The organism is Halalkalibacter krulwichiae (assembly GCF_002109385.1).
Classification (GTDB): Bacteria; Bacillota; Bacilli; order Bacillales; family Bacillaceae_D; genus Halalkalibacter; species Halalkalibacter krulwichiae.
Window position 1 is genome coordinate 4153305 of the sequence record NZ_CP020814.1, and the last position, 21647, is coordinate 4174951.

The window sequence follows — 21647 nt, forward strand, 5'->3', positions numbered from 1 at the left end:
TTTATTTATGTATTATGTGTTGCTCTTTTGTTTGCGCGACGTTCTATCCCAAAGTAAACAGCAGCGAATAGAAACAGGATAGTCGATACAAATAGAACGATTCCATTCCACTCGCCTTTAAAGATCGTTACATTTACAAGGATCATTGTATGCATGAGAGCCACAATCATAAATAGGATCGAGTACGTTTTCATGAACAGACACCTCCAGTAGAAAACGGTCATTTCTTGTTTAGCCATTAGATTGAGTAGAGGATTTCCTCCATCATTTTATCCTTTATCCACGATTCGTGGTTTTGTATTTCTCACCTTTGCTATCATAGGTAATCCATTCACCAACAGGATCGCCATGATCAAAGTGCCCTGAACGCTTGATCGTTCCATCGGCGCGATACCATTCCCAATAACCTTCTGGCTGATCTCCAATTATTTTACCTTTTGACCAGATTGTTTTTCCGTTCGCATGATATTTGATCGTGTATCCATCGATGACTTCTAATTTCTTTTCTTTGACGCTCTTCGGTTGCTTCATGTCACATTTTTCATTTTCCATCGCTTACCTCCGTGTAGCTATTTCATATTATGAAAACTGTATCATCTTGTTTGGTAAATGAAATGCCTCCACATTGCTAGTTCAATTCTATTTTTTCCAACATAGTCGATTGATAATATTTACTTTTTGATGATTGAACATTGAAAGTACATAATATCAATGAGATTAACAACATAACCACAGCTCCTGTAATAACCGCAAATTGAATCGAAAGAACTTGTGCAAAGAGTCCTATCATCACAGTCGTTATGATCGTAAGTACTGCTTGGACCAATCCATATATACTTCCTATTCTCCCCATCACCTCAACAGGAATATTGTTCTGATAAAAAGTAAGAAAACCTGTATTTGCAAATGCAAGAAAGAAAGCAAGAAAGAAAGCAAGAACAAAGAATCCTATTGCAGCGATTAGAAACGAGTTTGAACATGCGTAAATGATATACCCAACAGATACAAATATTGAACCGAAACCAATCATCAATGAAATCGCCATCTTCTTAACAATAAGTGTGTTAAGAAACGCTCCAGCAATGATCCCCGCACCCGCAACGCTTACTAAAAAGCCGTAATCACCATCTGATAAACGAAGAACTTCTTTTGCAAAAGCAGCTTCTAATGAATCAACAGCAGCAGTCATCACAATAAATGAATGAAACAAAAAGTAAATTAGCATGACATAGACGCTCTTCCTGCTGAAATTCAATACGACTTGAAAATCTTTCTTCAATAATTGCAGGGATAGCTTCTCACTCTTCGTAAGAGCTTGTGACTGTTTCTCTACATTAGGCATAAGTAAGGTGATTAACCCTGACAAAAATAAGGCAATCGCATTTATGATAATGGCAAGTTCAGGTGTCCCAATGATAAAAAGCACTCCCGCCAGAGCAGGTCCGAGAAGAAAAGCTCCAGAATCAATTAAACTTCTTAGCGAATTGAACCTCTTTCGTTGGTTGGAAGGAATTAATTTTGTCATATAAACCATCGATGCCGGGCTAAACATTGAAGTTGCCATACTAATGAAAAAGACCATTATATACAATAACACTAGAGATGTATGTAGTAACCCAGGTAGAAGAAATAAGCACAGTGCCCTACAAACATCGAGAAAGATCATCAAATTCCGCTTATTTAACCTATCAACAATGCTACCACACCAGAAATTAGTACATATCGTTGCTAAAGGGATCAGAATATAAAGGGCTGCTACGGCAAGAGGAGACCCCGTAATCTCGAATACAATTAAATTAAGTGCAAGTAAGTAAACCCACGCACCTACATTTGATACTCCTATGCTTAACAACAAAATAGAAGGATATTTCCACGATGCTACCAACTTCATCAAACCCACTCCTAAATTATATTTAACAAATAAAAAATCTCGCCCCAAGACCTTTGTCTTGGAGACGAGATTTTATAATCGTGGTACCACCCCAGTTTATTAATATGTCACCATATTAACCTTATCAGGTACGGCACTCATATGCTTATACCCTAACTCTATAACGGGAGTTCCCGTTACACCATCCCCTAAAAAAGGTTCCAATGTAATGCTCAGAGGCTTGGTTCAATAAAATCCTTCTTACTCCTTTTCAGCTGACGGAGCTCTCTGTGAAGAAGCCTTTTACCTACTCTTCTCTTCATAGCAAATCCAACGTATTTACATGTAAGTAATTCCATATTATAGCATTGATTTTTATAGGATGTGTACTTAAAAATTACTAAGTAAACATCCCACCAGCTATCGCTACCTTTGAGTACTATCACTAATTTGTGCTTTGTGCAAAAATGTCTATATTTAATGTCTTTAAAACGTCAATAGCATCTTTAATTGGTAATTTCGGTAACATAAATTCTTCTGAGACGACTGCTCTTATTTCTTCTGATGATGATAACGTTTTAACAGATGTTTCACCATTTGAATAACGTATACCGAACTTATTATTTACTAACGAAACACTTCTTTGTTTACGAGTTTGATATAGTTGGCATCTTAAAATCGTCATAAATGGAGCGTTAGGTTTATTAGATCTTTCTATTACATCATGAAAATCACGAACTTTAGCTTCTTTTCGGGAATCAAAGTGCCATGTTTTTCCGCTTTGTATTCCATTCGTGTAGCGAACATATTTATACCTATCTCTTTGTGGCTCTTCTGGTAATATAAACACTTCATCTTTCCCGAAAAAAGAGATATTCTTAAAATTTTCAAAACGTACTGGCTTAAAAAAGGGGGCAGCGGCACCACAATCAATATAAAAACGCTCATTATCAATCTTCACTATAATGCCCATGTGTTCTTCCCCAAGCATAACATGATAACAATCAAACCCTATCCCCCTTAATAAAACCAATAGGTTAGAATTTAAAGTGTAGCAAGTTCCTCCAAAGTTGTATTTGTTAAAATTCTTAGTAAATAACTCAAATGAAGGTATCTCAAAATTATTATAATGATGATCTTTAAAATAAAGTAGTTTGCTGATATTCTCAAAAGGAAACGTATTTAACTGCGCATTACAAATTTGTTCTAAATAATGATATGTTGGCTTCTCTAAATGTAAATTAAGACAATCCAAATAGTTAGTGATAGCATCAGTTATTTTTGCCAGTCCATTCTACCTCCTCTTTGGCCTTGTTTAAATCATCGCTCTAGTTGAAGAAGCGTTTGCTTTATTTTTAATAACACATCCATTAATCCCAATAACATTGTAAACTACGGACCAAATTCAATTAGACCAGTAAATAATAGGATAATCGTGATGATCCAAAATAGAAAGAAAGACGAGGAGAGAATGAAAGAGAGAATAGGAATTAGATTTTTTTCTGTTTTCTTAACGATCCCAATTGTAGATAGCACCATCCCTATACCTGTAAGCGTGAATGTTATAACATCCCCAACCAAACTTCCAATATTCGCTATTCTTGTCGGTGTTACAAAAACAATAAAAAAACAAACGATCCCAATGGCTAGAGACATATAACTGATCGTTCCGTACTTCTTTTGTGTAGTCGTTTCAATTTCCATCTAAACACAACCTTTCACAATCTTATAAAACCTGAAACTAAAGAGTATGTTGCGACAATAAAAGAGAGAATCCCAAAGAACCTTGCCACTTTAACTTTGTCTTTATCTTCTACTAATCCATCTGTAAACCCTAACATGAAAAATGAAATAAAATTAAGGTTTTTTTTAATACCAATAAAGTATGATACTACATAAAATAAAACGCCTATTAAAATAAGAATAAGACTTAGAACCATTTTGCACCTCTTACAAAATAAAAAGTTATTATCTCTTTTTAAAAAAGGTTAAAGACAACTGTTCACTATGACTTCTTTAACATTCGCATTTCATTTCCTTTATTATAATTCGTCAGTTATCAAATTGGTATATATTTGAAATTATTTGTAGCAATTTAGGTTTATCACTCGCTCTTAAAATCCTGACAGTCTTTTGAATAAAGACAAAAAAACATCCCTTCACAATGAAAGGATGTTTACTATTTTACAGTCTCTTTGCACCTAAATAACGTGATTTCCAGTAAGAGTTGTTCATGCTTGCAACGGTTACGCCCGTTGATGAACCACTATGTAGGAATTGGCCGTTGCCGATGTAGATTCCGTTATGAGACGGGCCTTTTGAGATCGTTTCAAAGAAGACGAGGTCTCCAACTGCTGGTTGAGAAACCGTTGTTCCTGCTGCCCATTGTTGTGCGACAGTACGTGGAATCGAAACGCCCTGTTTCTTAAATAAGTATTGTACCAATCCACTACAGTCGAATCCGCTTGGCGTTTGTCCGCCCCAAAGGTATGGAACGCCAACGTAGTTTGCACCGTCAGCGACGAGATTCGTCATAAGTGCTGCGCGGTTTGTTGTTCCTCTTGATGGTTCTGCTGTTTGGTTCGAAGAGGAAGATGATGAAGAAACGTTGTTCGACGATGATTGGTTCGTCGCCACTTGGCTTAGCTTGTTCATCGTTTGTGGACCCGCAACACCATCGACTGATAAGTTATGTATGCGTTGGAATTCACGTACAGCTCTTGCTGTTACTTCCCCGAAGTAGCCAGTTGGTTCCTGGTTGAACACACCCACCGAGCGTAGTTGTGATTGTAAGTTTCTGACGGCTGAACCGCTGTTGCCCACTCGTAGTAAGTTCGATGAAGCGGGAGCTTGTACAACTGTGTTCGCTGTTTGTGTTACGTTTCGTTCTGTTGTTACCGTATTGTTAGAAGGCAGTGGCTCGTTTAACAATTGCGATAATGTTTGTGGACCGACAATGCCGTCTACTTGAATGCCTTTTGCACGTTGAAAGTCACGTACCGCAGCTTCTGTTACGCGCCCGTATTGACCTGTAATCGAGTGCTTGTAGTAGCCTTGTTCTTTCAGCTTATGTTGCAGCTGCTCGACATCTCTTCCTGATGAACCGAAGCGAAGAAGATTGGAGCTGATGCTTGTTGAAGCTTGAGATGAAGACGACGAAGAAGATGATGCTTGTCCACCCATTTTTGCTAGTAAAGCTGATAGAGTTTGAGGACCCGCGATCCCATCGACTTGCAAGTTATTCTTTCTTTGGAAGTCACGAACCGCATCGGCTGTGATCTGTCCATAATATCCTGTTGACCGTTCAAAATTGAAATGACCTTTGCTCTTTAATGCATCTTGTAGTTCTTTCACGTCCGGATGTGACATTCCTGTTCTAAGCGTTTGGTCGCCAAGCGCTGCATCAGCCATTTGCGGGGCAGCTAAAAAGATCCCCGTCGCAAATGTCGACGAGATGACGACTTTTCGAAGTGTTGACGCTTCCTTCATCTACAGAATACCTCCTTTTACACCATAAAATACCGATTTTCTCTCATTTTACATTGGCATTACTAGATTTACTAGTTATTTCGGGTGTTTGTTACACAATTTTAATAGTTTACGAGAGATTCGGGTCTTTTGTCGTGTAGATTTGTGGAGAAGTGATGAAGCGGTGTCTGTTATCATGTATAATCATTTTTGGTGATTCGATGAAAAAAACAACGATTTGGTGGTGTGTCGCACTCATTTGGTGCCTCGGAATTGCGATCGCGACACGGCAGCCTTTTTTAACAGGAGATGCGACAGAGGAATTGGTGCGGAATCCATTTTTCGATTCGGCAATCGTCAATTACTTCGGTCGAAAGTTTGTTCACGTAGCAGCGTTTGGGCTGCTGGCGCTCTTCTTTTGGCTCGCATTAGAAGGAAAGAAATATCGCTATGTGCTTGCCTGGGGGCTGGCAACTGCGTACGGAGCGGTCGATGAATGGCATCAATCGTTCATCCCAGAGCGGTCTGGCCTTTTTAGCGATGTGTTAATTGATTCAGCAGGTGCGGTGCTCGTGCTTGGTGCGGTGTATTGGTGGCAGCGGCGGAAACGGGTTGTGGAGTGATCGGTCATCTGAGTTCAGGCAGGTTGTGCTTGCCGGACTCAGATGACCTTTTCATTAAAACATCGACTCGACTTCGCCTGTTTTGCGGTCCACGGTGTACCAACCTCGCGTTTGTGTGTGCGCCGTGTCTCCTTCGCCGCCGATGACGTCAAATACTTGAATAACGAATTTGCCGCCTTCTTCGCGGTCTACAATGATTCTCACTTCTTCATCATAGAAAATTTCTAGATGTGCTTTTAGTTCCTCGATTGCTTCTTCTTGCGTAAGGCGTTCTGTTGCTGGCTCTTCAGCTCGGGTTTCTTCATCGCCTTCTGTTGCTTCTTGGTTGTTCTCTTCTGTTGATGGTTCTTCTTCTACGTTCTCTTCTGTGTCTTCTGTTTGTTCGATTTCTTCTGTTTCTTGTTCAGGAAGCTCTGTTTCCTCTACTGGGGCCTGTGTGCAGGCAGCGAGTAGGAAGATGAGCATGGTTGTTAGTAGGATGTAGCGCATCGGGTACCTCCGGTTAAGATTTGGTTATGATAAGAGTAGCATATTTAAGGGGAAAAATCTCTTGGGGAAAGGAAGGAACCCACACTTTTTCGGTGTGGGTTCCTTCTATTGTCATTTGCTTTGACGGTATTTAATTAAATCAGCAATCGTAATTAGTTTCAGTTGATGCGTTTTTGCGAACATTTCTAACTCGGGAAGGCGCGCCATCGTGCCGTCTTCTTTAATGATCTCACAGATGATGCCTGATGGAGAGGCTCCGCATAGTTTGGCGAGATCGACCGCTGCTTCTGTATGGCCTTCACGTTCTAGCACGCCGCCTTCTTTTGCGACTAGTGGAAAGATGTGACCTGGTCGTTTGAAATCAGAAGCAATCGCATCGTCGGCAACGAGCGCTTGAATCGTATCCGTTCGTTCTGGCGCGGAGATCCCAGTTGTATTCGTTATATGGTCAACACTTACGGTAAAGGCTGTTTGATGGGAGTCCGTGTTTTGTTGCACCATCGGCTCTAGCTCTAGTTTATCGGCTCTTTCCTTTGTAATTGGACAGCAGACCAAGCCTTTCGCATGAGTAATCATGAAATTAATGATTTCTGGGGTTGCTTTTTCTGATAGCGCTAACAAATCTCCCTCGTTTTCGCGGTCTTCATCATCGACAATGACGATCATCTTGCCGTTCTTTAAATCCTCAATTGCTTCTTCTATTGAATGGAACATCTCGTTCGCCCTCTCTTTTTGGCTTACATCACATTGATGTTGTATTGCTCTAATCGTTGTTTTTCTTCGTCGCTTATTTGATTGTCGATAATGAGTGTATCGATCTCATCTGTTGATGCAAAGGAGACGATCGACTTTTTGCCGAATTTCGTATGGTCTAATAAAGCAACGACTCGATTAGACGCTCGAACCATTTCTTTTTTCAGTTCCACTTCATACACATTAAAGTCCGTTAAACCATTCTCATAATCAAAACCACTCGCAGATGTGAACATAATATCGACGTTAATCTTATCTAATACGCCTGCATCAATCGTGCTTTCAAGCGCACTCGAGCCAGGGCGGATGACGCCACCAATTAAGATGACCGTGAATTCCGGGACGTCTCGTAACTCAAGCGCCGTATAGATTCCATTTGTCACAACCGTTATCCGCTTTCGATCAGGGCTGTCTTTTAACCGTTTTGCTAGTTCAAGTGCTGTTGAGCTTGCATCGAGCAGGATGCATTGGTTTTGTGTCACCAACTTTTCCGCTTTTGTACTGATTAAGTATTTCTCTTCTTTGTTTTTCTTTTCGCGTGTGGAGAAGCTATATTTATTGGCGTCATAGTCTAATAGAACAGCTCCGCCATGTGTTCGTTTCAGAAGGCCTTCTTTTTCCATGTCATTGAGGTCGCTTCGTAATGTCGCTTCTGACACGTCTAGGATTTGCGATAATTCTTTTACAATGATTCGTTGATTTTTATCGAGGTGCTGCATTATCGCATTTCGCCTTTCATGCATTAACATTTTTCCCACTGTCATCAACCTTCCGTTTACAAATATCCTATCTTCATCATATTTCATTCGTCAGTGAAGTTCAATCAATTCGAAAAAAAACAACCAAAAACAAAAGGTAATGAAAGATTTTAAAAGAATTCAATACCATTTTTCGTATGGCTTTTGTTGCATTAGCATCGTTTGCCCTAAAAAGTTAAGGGAACCGAAAGATAGGGCCATGCTAATGTTTGGTCATCCTATAAGAAGGAAAATGAGCAGATTCATAGAAAGATGAAGCTGCTCATTTCGTTCACATTATAGGATCAACAAAACTCGCCTTCTTATTGAATCGTATAGCCGCCATCGACGACAAAGACGGAACCTGTTGCATAGCTAGAAGCTTCAGATGCAAGATAAATTGCCAGTCCCCCTAATTCAAATGGCTTTCCTAAGCGCTTCATCGGGATATAATCAAGCACATGTCTTAACTCGCCACCCTCGGCAAAGAGTGGTTTGGCCATGTCTGTTTCCATATACCCTGGTGCGATCGCATTAACACGGATGTTGTGCGATACCCATTCATTCGCCAAGCATTTCGTCATCATTGCGACAGCTGCTTTCGATGTGTTGTACGCACATTGTGCCTCAGTGTTCGCAATGAAGGATGACATCGAGGCAATGTTAATGATCGATCCTCCGCCTGTTTCCATCATCTTCACGCCCGCTAACTTTGAGACGAGGAAGACACCATTCACATTGACTTCCATCGTTTTATTCCAATCTTTCAGGCTCATTTCTTCCGCTTTAATCTTTTGACAAATGCCGGCGTTGTTGATGACGATGTCAATTTTGCCAAATCTTTCAACCGTTGATTCAATCAGCTTTTCGACTTCGTCTTCGTTTGTGACGTCAACTTGTACCGCTAACGCTTCGACGTTGTGTTCTTGTTTTAATTCTCCAGCCGCTTGTTCAACGTCGTTTAAATTCAAATCTGCCGCTACGATATTTGCTCCTTGTTGGGCAAGGGCATTTGCCATCTCTCTTCCTAACCCTCTGCTTGCCCCTGTGATGATCGCTGTTTTTCCACTTAAATCAAAAAGGTTTTTGTAATCGATCATGCTCTTCCCTCTCCTATCCTCTTTTTCTGTTATCGCTTACACATCTCTTTTTTTAAGAGGAGCAGCGTCGGGCGAACGAGCTGCTCCCTTTCGTTGTTAAGACAGTAGGTTCTTAAACGAATTAACGACGTTTTCTACAGTAAATCCGTACGCTTCGATTAGTTTTTCTCCTGGGGCAGACTGGCCGAACTCATCAATGGCTAGTACGTCACCGTGATCGCCAGTGTATTTATGCCAGCCAATGGAAGAACCCATCTCGATTCCTAAACGAGGTTTCACCGCTTGTGGAAGGACGCTCTCCTTGTACTCGCGTGACTGCTTTTCAAAGCGATCCCAGCTTGGCATGCTGACAACCCCTACATGAATTCCTTCTTTTTCAAGCACCGCTTGTGCTTCAACTGCAAGAGCGACTTCTGAACCTGATGCAAGCAGTAGCCCTGCTGCTTCGCCGTTTGCTGGAGAGATTGTGTATGCCCCTTTTTTAACGCCTTCGTACGCTTGCTTCGATTCAACTAGTGTCGGTAAGTTTTGACGAGTTAACACGAGTGCTGTTGGCTCATCCTTGCTTTCGACTGCAAGCTTCCATGCTGCAACGGTTTCATTGCCATCTGCCGGGCGAATCGTTGAGATGCCAGGCATCGCACGTAACGCGGCAAGTTGCTCGACCGGCTCATGTGTTGGTCCGTCTTCTCCAACAGCAATGCTGTCATGGGTAAAGACAAACATAACCGGTAATTTCATTAACGCGGACAGGCGGATCGCCGGGCGCAAGTAATCAGAGAAGACGAAGAACGTTGCTCCAAACGCTTTGACACCACCATGTAAGGCCATTCCGTTCACCGCTGCTCCCATCGCGAATTCACGTACACCGAACCAGATGTTTCGACCGCTGTAGTCGGTTGCGTGATAGTCAGCTTCGCCTTTTAACAATGTTTTGTTAGAAGACGCAAGGTCAGCTGAACCGCCGATTAGCTGCGGGATGTTTTTCGCTAATGCATTTAGCGCCTCTCCTCCTGATGCACGGCTTGCGAGACTGTCTTCGCCTTTACGATAGATTGGGAGATTCTGATCCCAGTCGTCTGGAAGGTCGCCAGCGATTGCCGTTTTGAATTGGGAGGCAAGCTCTGGATGTGCTTGTTCATACTCATCAAGTAGTTGATTCCAAGCTTGTTCCTTCTGAGCGCTTTGTTGTTTCAGTGCTGCAAAATGGTCTTTCACTTCTGTTGGCACATGAAACTCTTCTTCATTCGTCCAGTTGTAATGATCTTTGACGAGCTTGATCTCTTCTTTTCCAAGTGGCGCACCGTGAGAGTCCGACTTGCCGCCTTTGTTCGGCGAACCGTAGCCGATCACCGTTTTCACTTCAATTAACGTCGGTTGTTCCGTGTTTTCTTTTGCTTGTTGCAGCGCTTTTGCAATCACTTTTGTATCATTGCCATCTTCGACACGAATGACTTGCCAGTTATACGCCTTAAAGCGGTCTTCTACGCTTTCGCTAAACGATAGGTGAAGATCGCCGTCTAGTGAAATGTCATTGGAATCATAGAGGACAATTAAGCGACCTAGCTTCAAGTGCCCTGCAAGTGAAGCCGCTTCGGCTGAAACTCCTTCCATTAAGTCACCGTCACCGCAAATGCTGTACGTGTAATGGTCGACAACCGGATAGGATTCGCGGTTATACGTTGCTGCCAATTGTCTTTCTGCCATTGCCATTCCAACGGCCATCGCAATTCCTTGTCCGAGTGGTCCTGTTGTTGCGTCAACACCAGGTGTGTGGCCAAATTCAGGATGTCCCGGTGTCTTACTTCCCCATTGACGGAACGATTTTAAGTCATCGATAGAGACGTCGTACCCTGTTAAATGAAGCAAGCTGTATAACAGCATCGAGCCATGTCCAGCCGATAATACGAAGCGATCACGGTTGAACCAGTTTGGATTCGCTGGATTGTAGTTCATAAAATCATTCCATAAAGTATAAGCCATCGGCGCCGCTCCCATTGGCATCCCTGGATGTCCGGAACCCGCTTTTTCAATTGCGTCGATCGCCAATGTGCGGATCGTATTGATCGATAGCTGATCCACGTTTACAGTTGTCAATTGTTCACTCATTTCATTTCCCCCGATGCTAGATGATGAGATTTAATATATTGATAGGTTTTCACATCGCCGCCAATCGCAACAAACGATTCGGACTGCAAAAGGCCGTTTTCCCTTTTCTCGATGCCTTTTACTAAAAGTCCCTCGGTAATGCCTGTTGCCACAAAGAAGCATTCGTCTGAGCGGACGAGCTCATCCATCGTTAGTTTTTTCTCTGGTTCTGTAATGCCCATTTCGAGACAACGTTTGATTTCCGCTTCATCTTGCGGAACGAGTTTTGCTTGGAAGTCTCCGCCTAAGCATTTCAAGGCAACGGCAGTGATCACACCTTCTGGGGCTCCGCCCGTTCCAACTAACATATCAACTTGGATTTCATCAATCGCTGTCGCAACCGCTCCTGAAATATCAACATCCGGGAAAAGCCTGATGCTTGCACCGAGAGCGAGCACTTCATTAATTAATCCTTCGTGTCGTTCACGATTTTGAATCATTACAGTAAGCTCTGTTACGTCTTTGTTCATTGCTTTTGCAACAGCCATCATGTTGTCTGTTAGCGATGCGTCAATATCAATGCAGCCTTTTGCCTTTGGCCCAACTGCCATTTTCTTCATATACATATCAGGTGCATGAAGCAGGCTTCCTCTTGGGGCGCAAGCGATTACGGTAAGAGAGTTTTCCTGTCCGGTTGACATTAATGTCGTTCCTTCAACGGGGTCGACCGCGATGTCGATATGAGGACCGTTCCCTGTTCCTAGCTCTTCGCCGATGTAGAGCATAGGAGCTTCATCCATTTCTCCTTCTCCGATGACGACAACTCCAAGCATATCGATCTCATTCATCGCCTGGCGCATCGCTTCTGTCCCCGCACCATCTGCTTCGATTTTGTTTCCTTTTCCGACCCACGGGTAACTGGCGACGGCTGCCCCTTGAGAAACCGAGACAAAATCCATAGCGAGCTTCTTCAAATCTGCAGTCGATGTAATCGTTGTTTTCGCGCTCATGGTCTTCCTCCTTAATAATTGTATAAAATTATAATACTTATGTATATTTATACAATTATAGTGATAAGTAACCAGCCCTGTTCGCGTATTGTGAACAGATTGTGTTAAGTGACATCGATTTCACCAATTGATGAAATCGATGTCTTATTCGTTCAGCTATTAAACTGTTTGGTTCGCTGTAATGGTCTGATGAAACGTTTCAAGAATAAGGTATGCAGATGTTGCACCAGGGTCTTGATTTCCAATTGAACGCTCTCCTAGTCGGCTTGAACGCCCTCTTTTTGATAGAAGATCTTTCGTTGATTCCATTCCTGTCTTTGCTGCAGCTACGACTTTGGCAAAGCCCTCAACAAAGTCTTCTGTCGATTGAAGCTCTTTCAAACTTTCAAGTGCTGGTTGCAGTGTATCGACCATCGTTTTGTCGCCGACTTCTGCTTGCCCGCGTTCTTTAATTCCTTCGATAAAGGCAATCCAGAATTCTTTTACGTCTTCGCCTGTCACTTCTGTTTTGTTTTGAACAACTTTCGCTCCTCTTAAGAAGCCTGTTGCATACAATGGCCCAACCGAAGAGCCAACTGCACTTAGGAAGGTACGACCTGTCGTAATGCAAATGCGGCCGCAATCTTCTTCGTCTTTTAATTCGTCTTGTAGCTTTTCATTAATTGCTTGCCAGCCGATTGACATCGTCACGCCATGATCTCCATCGCCTAGCTTGCGATCTAGCTCACATAAGTAGTCTTTGTTTTCTTCCATGACCTCAACAACATTTTTTAAATAGGTTAATAGATCTTTTGCCGTGAATTTCATCGTCATTCGCACCCTCTCTTATTTTTGTACATACATTGGGCAGTCTGCCGTTTGGTCTACTAATTCTTTTAACTCATCATCTAGCTTCATAATTGATACAGAGCATCCACCCATTTCAAGCGATGTGCTATAATCGCCAACGTACGAACGGTGAATCGTAATGCCCTTCTCACTTAGCATCTTTTCTACTTTTCTAAACATAATGTATAGTTCCATTCGAGTAGTCGAACCTAAGCCGTTTACTAATACAGCAACGTCTTCTCCTTCAGCAATCGGCATATCGACTAGAATGTCGGCTACTAAACGCTCAGCTACTTCATCAGCTGTTTTCAGTTCGCCTTTTTCAACACCTGGCTCACCGTGATGACCTAGGCCAATTTCCATTTCATTTTCTCCAAGTTCAAAGCTCGGCTGTCCTGTTTGCGGCAGTGAACAAGGGGTAAGACCTACGCCCATCGAACGCGTGTAATCATTTGCTTTGTTTGCAACGCTTACAAGCTCTTCAAGAGAATAGCCCTTTTCCGATGCAGCACCCGCTACCTTCGTCACGAAGAACTCTCCAGCAATCCCTCTACGCTTTTCCTTCTCTTCTTTCGGTGCTGATGCGACATCATCTGTAACGAGAACCGTACCAACTTGAATGCCATGCTCTAGATCAGCAAGCTCTGCCGCCATCCCGAAATTCATGACATCTCCTGCGTAGTTTCCATAAATATAGAGAACGCCCGCGCCTTTATCGATCACTCTTGTCGCTTCTAAGATCGGATCTGGTGGTGGAGAAGCAAAGATGTTTCCAACTGCAACGGCGTCAGCCATTCCTTCGCCAACATAGCCCATAAATGCAGGCTCATGACCAGAACCGCCTCCGATGAGGACCCCAACTTTTCCATCTTTCGTTTCTTTCGCTGTCACAATCGAGCGTTTATTTTCAGCAAGCTGCTTCACATGATTTGGATGCGCTTTAATATATCCTTCTATCATTTCATCTACAACGTTAGTAGGGTTATTGATTAGTTTCTTCATATTAAATGCTAACTCCCTTCAAGAATTCCTTTTCCTTATCCATGATTTGCTGTACTTTTCTAGCTGAGTTCCCTCCAGGAAATTCAGATTCTAAATAGACTTTCACAATGTTCTTAGCTGGCTCGATCCCGATCACCTTCGCTCCCATTGTTAAGATTTGGGCGTTGTTGCTTTTTTGCGCGCGTTCTGCAGAATACGTGTCATGGCAAAGTGCTGCTCTAATTCCTGGTACTTTCCCTGCTGCAATCGCAACACCAATCCCCGTTCCACATACAAGAACTCCTCGATCAAGTTTGTTTTCGTTAATGTCATTTGCGACATCAAACGCAACTTGAGGATAATCTACTTCGCTGCAAGCATCTTGGCAACCATAATCAACCACTTCATATCCCAATTCTACCATATAATCTTTTAAATTTTCTTTCATTTCGTAAGCATTATGATCTGATCCAATTCCAATTTTCATTTCACTTCGCCCTCTCTCTGTTTGTTTTCGTTTCACTTATCTGTTTTTCGTTTATATGTTTATTTTTTCATTTTAACAATTAAAAGTCAATTACTTTTTTCGTTTTCTTTCGTTTATTTTTATTTTAAAGGTAAAAAGAAAAATAACGTCCAGCATTTAAGAAAATGGGACGTTATTTCTCTTTCGTAGATCCATGAATCACTGAGCAGCTTTAATATCGCTAAGCTCAACCGGCTGATCTTGCCCTTCGTTCTTAGGCAATGTGACAAACTTCATCAGAATCGCACTGACGACATGTAAGCCTGTAAAGATCCAGATGATTCCAACAGTTCCTACCGTACCGATGAAAGCGCCTACAATAACCGGCCCGATAAACGTACTTAATCCAGCTCCAAGGTTCAAGATCGACATCGCCGCTCCTCTGTTTTCAGGTGCTAGTGATGGAATCAAGGCAGATAGTGGAACATACGCAGCTAAGCAAGCTCCAAATGTAATCGCAATCGCTGTCGTTGCCCAGTAGTTCGCTCCCATAAAGTGAGGAACATAGTATAATCCAGCAAACGTTGCGGCACAACCAATTCCGCCAAACCACATAACCGTGTTTCTCCAACCTAATTTATCACCAACAATACCAAAGATCAGATTAAAGATAACATTACTCGTCCAAAGCGCTCCATAGATTTGCAACCACTCTGTTCTTGTGAAACCAATTTCCATCATATAACTTGGTAAAAAGACAACTAATCCATACGCCCCGGCTGTATTAATCGTTCGCACAATTCCACCGAGACCAATTTTTGGTTTCTCAAACGCAATTGTAATCCCTTTTGCGATGTATTTAACTGCATCTGCTTTCGTTTCAAATCGCTTCTTGTTCTTGTTGTTCTTGTCTTCTTTGTTTAATAGAATCGCAATCGTTGTTCCTAGCAATGTGAAGATTAGCGCACTCCATAATGTACGAATTTCTCCTAAGTAAGGTAGAGCGAAACTAGAGTAATAAGCTCCTAGTACGTTCAGACCGCCTGCAAACGAAACCCAGAACCAACCTACAGCTGTTCCTAGTCTTTCTTGCGGTGCGTGATACGTCAACCACACTAAGAACGAATACGCAAATAACGGATAACCCAAACCACGCAACGCATACGTCGGAATCATAACTCCAAGATTCATCGTCGGAATCCCTGCTGTTAAGAAGACGAGTGTTCCCGCAGTGAACATCGCCACTCCCCAGATCATCGCTTTTCTAGCCCCTAAGATCTCAGCAAGTACTCCAGATAACCAGGCAGCAATTGCAACCGCAAAACCATACACACTAAACAATAGAGCTGACTGTTGGACGGTTAATCCACTATCAATTAAATAAGAAGATAACCAACCAAGCTCAAGCCCTTCCCCGATCATAAAGATCATGACCCCAAGATACCCTAAGGCCATCTTTGGATCCATACCCATTCTCCCTAACAATCCTTGGTTCATACAATTACCACCTTTGTTATTTTAATGGAGAAGTAGATTTCAAGGGCAAAATCTACTTCTCAAAGTGATTATAGATTTGGTTTCAAAATAACTTTCAAAGAGTCTCTTCCATTTTTCACAAGGTCAAAACCTTCTTTAAAGTCTTCTAATGCTAATTGATGCGTCACAACGCCTTCTGTCGGCAAGTCGCCATTGCCAATTCCTTTAATGACAGGCTCATAGCAGTAAGGACCTAAGTGAGAACCTAAGACATCAAGCTCTTTACGGTCACTAATAATACTCCAGTCAACCGTTACCGGCTCTTTAAAGACACTGAACTCTACAAACGTACCAAGCTTACGAATCATTTTCAGTCCTTGCTCGACTGACTTCTGAGCACCAGTTGCTTCTATATAAACGTCACATCCATAACCTTCCGTTAAATCTTTAACGATCTTATCCGCATCTTCCTTCGCTGGGTTGATGACAAGGTCTGCCCCAAACTGCTTCGCAAGCTCTAGACGATCATCGAATAAATCAAGCACGATTAACTTCTCTGCTCCCGACTTCTTGATTGCCCCAATCATCCCTAACCCTAAAGTTCCCGCACCAGCAAGCACGACTACATCGCCAAGCTCAATCTTCGCGCGCTGTACAGCATGCATCGAGCACGCATACGGCTCAATTAAAATCGCCTTTTCAATTGGAAGTTCATCAGGCACTTTATAGTTGATTGCTTCTTTTGTAAACTTCATATATTCAGCCATTGCACCATTTACATTGTTTTGGAAACCGTAAAGGTCATGCTTTTCGCACATCCAATACTGGCCTCTCTTACAAAAACGACACTTCCAACAAGGAACGATTTGCTCAGAAATCACTCGATCCCCAACTTCAAATCCTTCCACACCTTCCCCTAACGCAACAACATGACCGATAAACTCATGCCCCGGAATCATCGGAGCCTTTATGTAAGCCGGTTGTTCTTCATCTCCCCAGAAACTAGGAGCGCCGTCATACGCTTTTAAATCCCCTGCACAAATTCCGCAAGCTTCTACTTTCACAAGCATTTCACCCGCTTCAATCGTCGGTACCGGCACCGTCTCTAAACGGTAATCCCCCGGTGAATACGCTACAACTGCTTTCATTTCTGTTGGAATATTTGCACTTTTACACATGAACAACTCTCCCCTTTTATTTGTTTTGCTAATTTTTGTAACTTTTATTAAAAGCGCTTTCATAATCAAAACAAAATGAAAGAAAACCTCCATTATTGAAAACACTTACATTTCTTTAATTTGTTTTCATTTCCTTTCAAAAGCACCTTTTGTTTCTTCGAGTATATTATAAGCACTTTTGTACGTCAATCATTTTTTTCTTTTATTTTCGTTTTATATTTCCGTTCGATAAAAAACGAAAATAAATACAGGCTGTGTTTTCGATATAGAAACTCAGCATATAATGTTAAAATAAGGAAAACAGAATGGAGATGCTGCTATGGAGTTTGCGATCATCCTCTTGCTTATATTTCTAGTAATCTACGAACCGGTTATTGGCTATTTTGATTATCAAAAGTTCAAAAAGAACGTGAAAACCCATGATCAAGCGCGACGAAACTACTACCTCAATTCCATCATCGGCTTGTGGATTCCCACTCTCTATATTTTTTTAATCGTCGTGTTTACAGATCTCACTTTTGCTGAGATTGGACTCACCCTTCCTTCGATTAACACTGAACCATTGGGTGCTGTTGTGACGTATTCGGTGGTGGGGCTCGCTTGTCTGTATTATGTTGGCATCCTTTATTACTTTATTGGCTACCAGGTCAGTTCGAAGATTCGAGCGTCTTTCATGCGAGCGAAAGAAAAGGAATATGAAAAGACGGAGTTTCAAGAAATCCTCCCTCAAACGAAGGAAGAGAAAAAGCTGTGGAATTATGTTTCGTTGACAGCGGGAGTGACAGAGGAAGTCATTTATCGCGGGTTTCTGCTTTTTGCTTTGCCTTTCTTGTTTCCTCAGTTGAGCATTTGGCTTGTGATTCTCCTTGCCTCGCTTTTGTTTGGGCTTGCGCATACGTATCAAGGCTGGCTGATAGGAGTTTTCCGGACGATGGTGTTTGGAGTCTTCTTCTCAATTTTGTTCATTGCGCTAGGGTCGATTTTGCCTTTGATTGTGTTGCATGTGTTGATTGATTATGTCGCTAAACTTGGTGATACAACTTGAAAGCAAAGAACACACTGGCCTTCGGACCAATGTGTTCCTTATTGATGGTTATCCTATAAAGCACTACTTTTCAATTGTCTTTCTACTGGATAACTTGCGGCTCTGGATACTCATAGTCTTTTGTATCAACGGTCATCGTCTTGATTCGTTGGTCTTCTTCTGGCTTGTCACGGAAGTCGCGCTCGACATTGACGATCTGATCGACATGCTCGATCCCTTCAATCACTTTTCCAAAAGAAGCATACTGGCCATCAAGGCTTGGTGTATCTTCTACCATGATGAAAAATTGCGAACCGGCCGAATCCGGGTGCTGCGATCTTGCCATTGAAAGGACGCCGCGCTCATGGTTCAGTGGATTTTCAAAGCCATTATCAGTAAATTCCCCAGCAATCGAATAATCTGGGCCACCTGTCCCATCCCCACTCGGGTCGCCGCCTTGAATCATGAAACCTGGGATAACTCGATGAAATATAAGCCCATCATAGAACCCTTGCTCCACAAGCGAAATAAAATTTAATACCGTATTGGGGGCAATATGTGGATAAAGCTCAAGCACGATCTCCTCATCGTTCTCCAACGTGATCGTCACGACCGGATTTTCCTCGACATCGAGGACAATCGGCTCGTTTTCCTCAGCTTGTCCCCCTTCCTCTTGCCCTTCATCCACAGGATCCGGTCTTACTTGCTCCTCTTCCTGCGCTGTTCCACAGGCTGAAAGGGCGAATACAAGCGTTATCAACAACGTTATGAACATATTCCTCATTTCTAGTCCTCCTATCTTTGTGTTTTGTTTGATTTTACCATTGTTTGGACGGAAATTGTAATCGGAGGGTGTGGGTAATGGGGGAAGGTTGTTGATAGGTTAAGATTCGTTAAATGAATAGCGTATTCAACACATACATAATTCGTTTTTCTTAGTAAATATTAATTACATACATAGAAGTTATTCGAGATAATAATGGAGTGAAAAATTCAATGGAAAACAATCAACATATAGGTATGATGTCAATTGAAATTGGCGCTTTATGGAGTACGTATTTCTCAGAAACAACAACAAGGTGTATGATTATTCACTTTTTAGAGAACGTAGAGGATCCAGATATTGAATTACTTCTAACGAATGCATTAACCATCTGTAACAAACGCATTCCAAAGATTGAACAATTGCTTGGGAAGGAGAATTTTCCTATTCCTCAAGGGTTTACTGATAAGGATGTGCACTCAAAAGCTCCACGCCTTTTTTCCGATCCCTTTTATCTCTATTATATTTGGTTTATGAGTAGTATGGAATTACAAGCCCACTCATTATCAATGACATTATGCGCCAGAACAGATGTGAACGATTTTTACCGAGATGTTTTAAACGATTCTGCTGATACAGACATGAAGTCACGAGAATTAGCTTTGAAAAAAGGATACTTTATTCGCGCACCACACATTCCGACCCCCTCAAAGGTGGACTTTGTCAAAAGACAGAGTTTTTTAACGGGATGGTTCGGCGAACGAAGACCTTTAAATGCGCTCGAAATCACTCATTTGTTTAAAAATGCTATGACGAATACAATAGGCAATCTATTAATAACAGGATTCAGCCAAGTGACCGAATCAAAAGACATTCGCAACCTATTTGTTAGGGGAAAGGAAATTTCCGCTAAGCATGTTACTATATTTAATTCGATCTTAAAAGAAGAAGATCTTTCTTCTTTTGATTCCTGGGCGGCATATGTAACTGATTCAACCACTCCCCCATTTTCTGAGAAGTTAATGTTATTCCATATCACTTCATTAAACTCAGTAGGTATAGGTAACTATGGTATATCTATTTCAGCTAGTTCAAGAAGAGACCTTGGGACCCATTACACACGTTTAATGGGAGAAATCGCACTCTATACAGAAGATGGAGCGAATCTTATGATTGAAAAAGGTTGGATGGAACAACCACCTCAAGCAGCTAATCGAGATCAACTAATAAGATAATATTGCAATAACAATCTAAGAAACCTCACCTTGCTTTACTAAGGATAAGGCGCCTCTTAAGACTACATAAAACGGCAACGATGATTTCCATGAATAGGCATGTTTTCATTTATGAATAACTTTACTGGAATCGTGCTATAATAGTAGTTTAAGCTGTTCTAAGTAGGTAAAGAAGCGAGGAATGAATGGTGAAAAAATTTAAGAAGTTTTACTTAGAGATTACAAGTGTATGTAATCTTGCTTGTAGCTTTTGTCCACCGACAGAACGACAGAAGCAATTCATTTCTGTAGAGGATTTTTCTAAGAGATTAGACCAAATCAAACCACATACAGACTACATTTATTTACATGTAAAAGGCGAACCACTGCTCCACCCTAAAATTGACCAATTGCTAGACCTAAGTCATGAAAAAGGGTTTAAAGTCACGATCACAACGAACGGAACATTAATTAATAAAAAGAGAGAAAGATTATTAAATAAGCCTGCCCTAAGACAAATGAATTTCTCCCTCCATAGTTTCGATGGCCATATTGGTTCCAAAGATAAAGAGGGGTATGTCAAAAGCATCCTGTCTTTTATCAAAGAAGCAACAAGCCAATCAGAAATGCTTGTTTCCCTAAGGTTATGGAACCTTACACAAGATAATAAGACAAATATGGAAAAACAACGAAACAGAGAATTACTAGAGATTATTGAGAAAGAATTTGAGTTAGACTTCAAAATTGAAGAGAAGGTCGAACCAGGAAGCGGCATAAAAATTGCGGACCGCATCTATATCAATCAAGATTACGAGTTTCAATGGCCAGCGTTACACGAAGAAGAAGATGACGGCAAGGGCTTCTGCTATGGCTTGCGAAATCAAGCAGGCATTTTAGCAAACGGCACGGTTATTCCTTGTTGTCTAGACGGCGAGGGTGTTATCAACCTCGGAAACATCAATGAACATTCATTTTCCGATATTATCGAAATGGATCGCGCAAAAAATCTTGTAGACGGCTTCTCCCGTAGAGAGGCAGTTGAAGAACTATGTAGAAAATGCGGCTATCGCAAGAGATTTGGTAAATAGACAGAGAACCCCTCGATTCGGAGTCGAGGGGGTTCTTGGTTATATCGTTTATCGATTCGATTGAACCAACTCAATCGTCTCTTCCTCGTTATCCCATTTGATATACACTTTGACCTTCTCATTTTTTCTTACACCACCAGCACCAGTGCCGCTCCCCTCCATCGTAAAGGTCGTCGTCTCCAGTGGATTTTCAAGTCTCTTCGTAACGCCCCCGCCGCCACTTGCCGTCTCATACGAATACTCAAACGTTTCGATCGACTCGATCTCTTCAAGCGGGCCTTTATATGTCACTGTTAACTGATCTTCATATTCATGATGATAATAAGTCCGTCCGTTTTGAGGTCTAAATTCAGCCGTACCTTCGACCTCATATTGAGCCTCCCACTTCTCACCATCTCCAGTAAAAAGATAGTGATAATCACCAGACTCTTCCTCCGAACAGGCGGAGAGGAGGAACAACATCATAAGTAGTGCCAATCCTTTTTTCATTG

At 41.8% G+C, this 21647-nt stretch carries 22 protein-coding genes, 1 pseudogene and 1 other annotated feature; of the genes and pseudogenes, 4 read left to right on the forward strand and 19 right to left on the reverse strand.

What is annotated here, in order from left to right:
* Positions 1-5: 5 nt before the first annotated feature.
* The 6 genes from BkAM31D_RS20950 to BkAM31D_RS20980 all read right to left on the reverse strand — a co-directional run bounded on the left by BkAM31D_RS20950 (position 6) and on the right by BkAM31D_RS20980 (position 5359).
* Entirely contained in the window at positions 6-194 is a 189-nt protein-coding gene (locus BkAM31D_RS20950; RefSeq protein ID WP_066157544.1) for a hypothetical protein, read from the reverse strand.
* Between the two features lie 82 nt (positions 195-276).
* Positions 277-552, reverse strand: a complete 276-nt coding sequence (locus tag BkAM31D_RS20955; protein WP_066157547.1) for a toxin-antitoxin system YwqK family antitoxin — start codon at positions 550-552, stop codon at positions 277-279.
* A 76-nt stretch (positions 553-628) separates the two neighbouring features.
* The gene (locus BkAM31D_RS20960; protein ID WP_066157549.1) at positions 629-1894 is read right to left on the reverse strand and encodes an MFS transporter; all 1266 of its coding nucleotides are present in this window, start codon (positions 1892-1894) and stop codon (positions 629-631) included.
* Between the two features lie 54 nt (positions 1895-1948).
* Positions 1949-2202, reverse strand: a binding site (T-box leader).
* A gap of 113 nt (positions 2203-2315) precedes the next feature.
* Positions 2316-3125 (reverse strand): arylamine N-acetyltransferase, encoded by an 810-nt coding sequence (locus BkAM31D_RS20965; protein ID WP_235820510.1) that lies wholly within the window; start codon positions 3123-3125, stop codon positions 2316-2318.
* A gap of 137 nt (positions 3126-3262) precedes the next feature.
* A complete protein-coding gene (locus tag BkAM31D_RS20970; RefSeq protein ID WP_066157553.1) occupies positions 3263-3574 on the reverse strand; it encodes a hypothetical protein in 312 nt (103 codons plus the stop codon).
* Positions 3575-4054: 480 nt separating this feature from the next.
* Complete coding sequence (locus BkAM31D_RS20980) at positions 4055-5359, reverse strand: C40 family peptidase (RefSeq protein ID WP_066157560.1); 1305 nt, start codon at positions 5357-5359, stop codon at positions 4055-4057.
* A gap of 200 nt (positions 5360-5559) precedes the next feature.
* On the opposite strand from BkAM31D_RS20980, the gene BkAM31D_RS20985 reads away from it, so the two are divergent.
* Complete coding sequence (locus BkAM31D_RS20985; protein WP_169801141.1) at positions 5560-5961, forward strand: VanZ family protein; 402 nt, start codon at positions 5560-5562, stop codon at positions 5959-5961.
* 54 nt (positions 5962-6015) lie between these two features.
* On the opposite strand, the gene BkAM31D_RS20990 is transcribed toward BkAM31D_RS20985, so the two are convergent.
* The 11 genes and pseudogenes from BkAM31D_RS20990 to BkAM31D_RS21040 all read right to left on the reverse strand — a co-directional run bounded on the left by BkAM31D_RS20990 (position 6016) and on the right by BkAM31D_RS21040 (position 17067).
* Positions 6016-6450, reverse strand: coding sequence for a hypothetical protein (locus BkAM31D_RS20990; RefSeq protein ID WP_066157566.1), 435 nt, complete (start codon positions 6448-6450; stop codon positions 6016-6018).
* Positions 6451-6564: 114 nt separating this feature from the next.
* Positions 6565-7164, reverse strand: a pseudogene (gene ribB / locus BkAM31D_RS20995) (3,4-dihydroxy-2-butanone-4-phosphate synthase); the annotation flags it as partial.
* A 23-nt stretch (positions 7165-7187) separates the two neighbouring features.
* On the reverse strand, positions 7188-7967 hold the full coding sequence (locus BkAM31D_RS21000; RefSeq protein WP_235820511.1) for a DeoR/GlpR family DNA-binding transcription regulator: 780 nt from the start codon (positions 7965-7967) through the stop codon (positions 7188-7190).
* A gap of 296 nt (positions 7968-8263) precedes the next feature.
* Entirely contained in the window at positions 8264-9040 is a 777-nt protein-coding gene (locus BkAM31D_RS21005; protein ID WP_066157569.1) for an SDR family NAD(P)-dependent oxidoreductase, read from the reverse strand.
* Between the two features lie 96 nt (positions 9041-9136).
* A complete protein-coding gene (gene tkt, locus BkAM31D_RS21010; protein ID WP_066157572.1) occupies positions 9137-11149 on the reverse strand; it encodes a transketolase in 2013 nt (670 codons plus the stop codon).
* Positions 11146-12138, reverse strand: coding sequence for a class II fructose-bisphosphatase (gene glpX / locus BkAM31D_RS21015; RefSeq protein WP_066157575.1), 993 nt, complete (start codon positions 12136-12138; stop codon positions 11146-11148). Before glpX ends, tkt begins: the two co-directional genes overlap by 4 nt.
* A 159-nt stretch (positions 12139-12297) precedes the next feature.
* The gene (gene dhaL, locus BkAM31D_RS21020) at positions 12298-12945 is read right to left on the reverse strand and encodes a dihydroxyacetone kinase subunit DhaL (RefSeq protein ID WP_066157624.1); all 648 of its coding nucleotides are present in this window, start codon (positions 12943-12945) and stop codon (positions 12298-12300) included.
* A gap of 18 nt (positions 12946-12963) precedes the next feature.
* Positions 12964-13968: a dihydroxyacetone kinase subunit DhaK gene (locus BkAM31D_RS21025; RefSeq protein ID WP_066157577.1), complete on the reverse strand. Its 1005-nt coding sequence runs from the start codon at positions 13966-13968 to the stop codon at positions 12964-12966.
* A 1-nt stretch (position 13969) separates the two neighbouring features.
* On the reverse strand, positions 13970-14434 hold the full coding sequence (gene rpiB, locus BkAM31D_RS21030; RefSeq protein ID WP_066157580.1) for a ribose 5-phosphate isomerase B: 465 nt from the start codon (positions 14432-14434) through the stop codon (positions 13970-13972).
* 198 nt (positions 14435-14632) lie between these two features.
* Positions 14633-15910 (reverse strand): MFS transporter, encoded by a 1278-nt coding sequence (locus tag BkAM31D_RS21035; RefSeq protein WP_066157583.1) that lies wholly within the window; start codon positions 15908-15910, stop codon positions 14633-14635.
* Between the two features lie 68 nt (positions 15911-15978).
* Complete coding sequence (locus BkAM31D_RS21040; RefSeq protein WP_066157628.1) at positions 15979-17067, reverse strand: MDR/zinc-dependent alcohol dehydrogenase-like family protein; 1089 nt, start codon at positions 17065-17067, stop codon at positions 15979-15981.
* A gap of 319 nt (positions 17068-17386) precedes the next feature.
* On the opposite strand from BkAM31D_RS21040, the gene BkAM31D_RS21045 reads away from it, so the two are divergent.
* On the forward strand, positions 17387-18112 hold the full coding sequence (locus tag BkAM31D_RS21045; protein WP_066157586.1) for a CPBP family intramembrane glutamic endopeptidase: 726 nt from the start codon (positions 17387-17389) through the stop codon (positions 18110-18112).
* 82 nt (positions 18113-18194) lie between these two features.
* On the opposite strand, the gene BkAM31D_RS21050 is transcribed toward BkAM31D_RS21045, so the two are convergent.
* Positions 18195-18875 carry a peptidylprolyl isomerase gene (locus tag BkAM31D_RS21050; protein WP_066157589.1) on the reverse strand — a complete coding sequence of 227 codons (681 nt, stop codon included), beginning with the start codon at positions 18873-18875 and terminating at the stop codon, positions 18195-18197.
* A 212-nt stretch (positions 18876-19087) separates the two neighbouring features.
* On the opposite strand from BkAM31D_RS21050, the gene BkAM31D_RS21055 reads away from it, so the two are divergent.
* Entirely contained in the window at positions 19088-20089 is a 1002-nt protein-coding gene (locus BkAM31D_RS21055) for a DUF3231 family protein (protein WP_066157592.1), read from the forward strand.
* 188 nt (positions 20090-20277) lie between these two features.
* On the forward strand, positions 20278-21156 hold the full coding sequence (locus BkAM31D_RS21060) for a radical SAM/SPASM domain-containing protein (RefSeq protein WP_066157631.1): 879 nt from the start codon (positions 20278-20280) through the stop codon (positions 21154-21156).
* A gap of 48 nt (positions 21157-21204) precedes the next feature.
* On the opposite strand, the gene BkAM31D_RS21065 is transcribed toward BkAM31D_RS21060, so the two are convergent.
* Positions 21205-21645, reverse strand: a complete 441-nt coding sequence (locus BkAM31D_RS21065; protein WP_066157594.1) for a hypothetical protein — start codon at positions 21643-21645, stop codon at positions 21205-21207.
* Positions 21646-21647 lie beyond the last annotated feature (2 nt).

What these genes read in the sequence shown, in the direction of transcription:
- BkAM31D_RS21055 (WP_066157592.1), top strand. Translation starts at nt 19,088, where the DNA reads ATGGAAAACAATCAACATATAGGTATGATGTCAATTGAAATTGGCGCT.
- BkAM31D_RS21035 (WP_066157583.1), bottom strand. Translation starts at nt 15,910, where the DNA reads ATGAACCAAGGATTGTTAGGGAGAATGGGTATGGATCCAAAGATGGCC.
- BkAM31D_RS20970 (WP_066157553.1), bottom strand. Translation starts at nt 3,574, where the DNA reads ATGGAAATTGAAACGACTACACAAAAGAAGTACGGAACGATCAGTTAT.
- BkAM31D_RS20950 (WP_066157544.1), bottom strand. Translation starts at nt 194, where the DNA reads ATGAAAACGTACTCGATCCTATTTATGATTGTGGCTCTCATGCATACA.
- BkAM31D_RS21025 (WP_066157577.1), bottom strand. Translation starts at nt 13,968, where the DNA reads ATGAAGAAACTAATCAATAACCCTACTAACGTTGTAGATGAAATGATA.
- rpiB (WP_066157580.1), bottom strand. Translation starts at nt 14,434, where the DNA reads ATGAAAATTGGAATTGGATCAGATCATAATGCTTACGAAATGAAAGAA.
- BkAM31D_RS21040 (WP_066157628.1), bottom strand. Translation starts at nt 17,067, where the DNA reads ATGTGTAAAAGTGCAAATATTCCAACAGAAATGAAAGCAGTTGTAGCG.
- BkAM31D_RS20980 (WP_066157560.1), bottom strand. Translation starts at nt 5,359, where the DNA reads ATGAAGGAAGCGTCAACACTTCGAAAAGTCGTCATCTCGTCGACATTT.
- BkAM31D_RS20990 (WP_066157566.1), bottom strand. Translation starts at nt 6,450, where the DNA reads ATGCGCTACATCCTACTAACAACCATGCTCATCTTCCTACTCGCTGCC.
- glpX (WP_066157575.1), bottom strand. Translation starts at nt 12,138, where the DNA reads ATGAGCGCGAAAACAACGATTACATCGACTGCAGATTTGAAGAAGCTC.
- BkAM31D_RS21065 (WP_066157594.1), bottom strand. Translation starts at nt 21,645, where the DNA reads ATGAAAAAAGGATTGGCACTACTTATGATGTTGTTCCTCCTCTCCGCC.
- dhaL (WP_066157624.1), bottom strand. Translation starts at nt 12,945, where the DNA reads ATGAAATTCACGGCAAAAGATCTATTAACCTATTTAAAAAATGTTGTT.
- BkAM31D_RS21045 (WP_066157586.1), top strand. Translation starts at nt 17,387, where the DNA reads ATGGAGTTTGCGATCATCCTCTTGCTTATATTTCTAGTAATCTACGAA.
- tkt (WP_066157572.1), bottom strand. Translation starts at nt 11,149, where the DNA reads ATGAGTGAACAATTGACAACTGTAAACGTGGATCAGCTATCGATCAAT.
- BkAM31D_RS20955 (WP_066157547.1), bottom strand. Translation starts at nt 552, where the DNA reads ATGGAAAATGAAAAATGTGACATGAAGCAACCGAAGAGCGTCAAAGAA.
- BkAM31D_RS21005 (WP_066157569.1), bottom strand. Translation starts at nt 9,040, where the DNA reads ATGATCGATTACAAAAACCTTTTTGATTTAAGTGGAAAAACAGCGATC.
- BkAM31D_RS21050 (WP_066157589.1), bottom strand. Translation starts at nt 18,875, where the DNA reads ATGAGGAATATGTTCATAACGTTGTTGATAACGCTTGTATTCGCCCTT.
- BkAM31D_RS20985 (WP_169801141.1), top strand. Translation starts at nt 5,560, where the DNA reads ATGAAAAAAACAACGATTTGGTGGTGTGTCGCACTCATTTGGTGCCTC.
- BkAM31D_RS21000 (WP_235820511.1), bottom strand. Translation starts at nt 7,967, where the DNA reads ATGACAGTGGGAAAAATGTTAATGCATGAAAGGCGAAATGCGATAATG.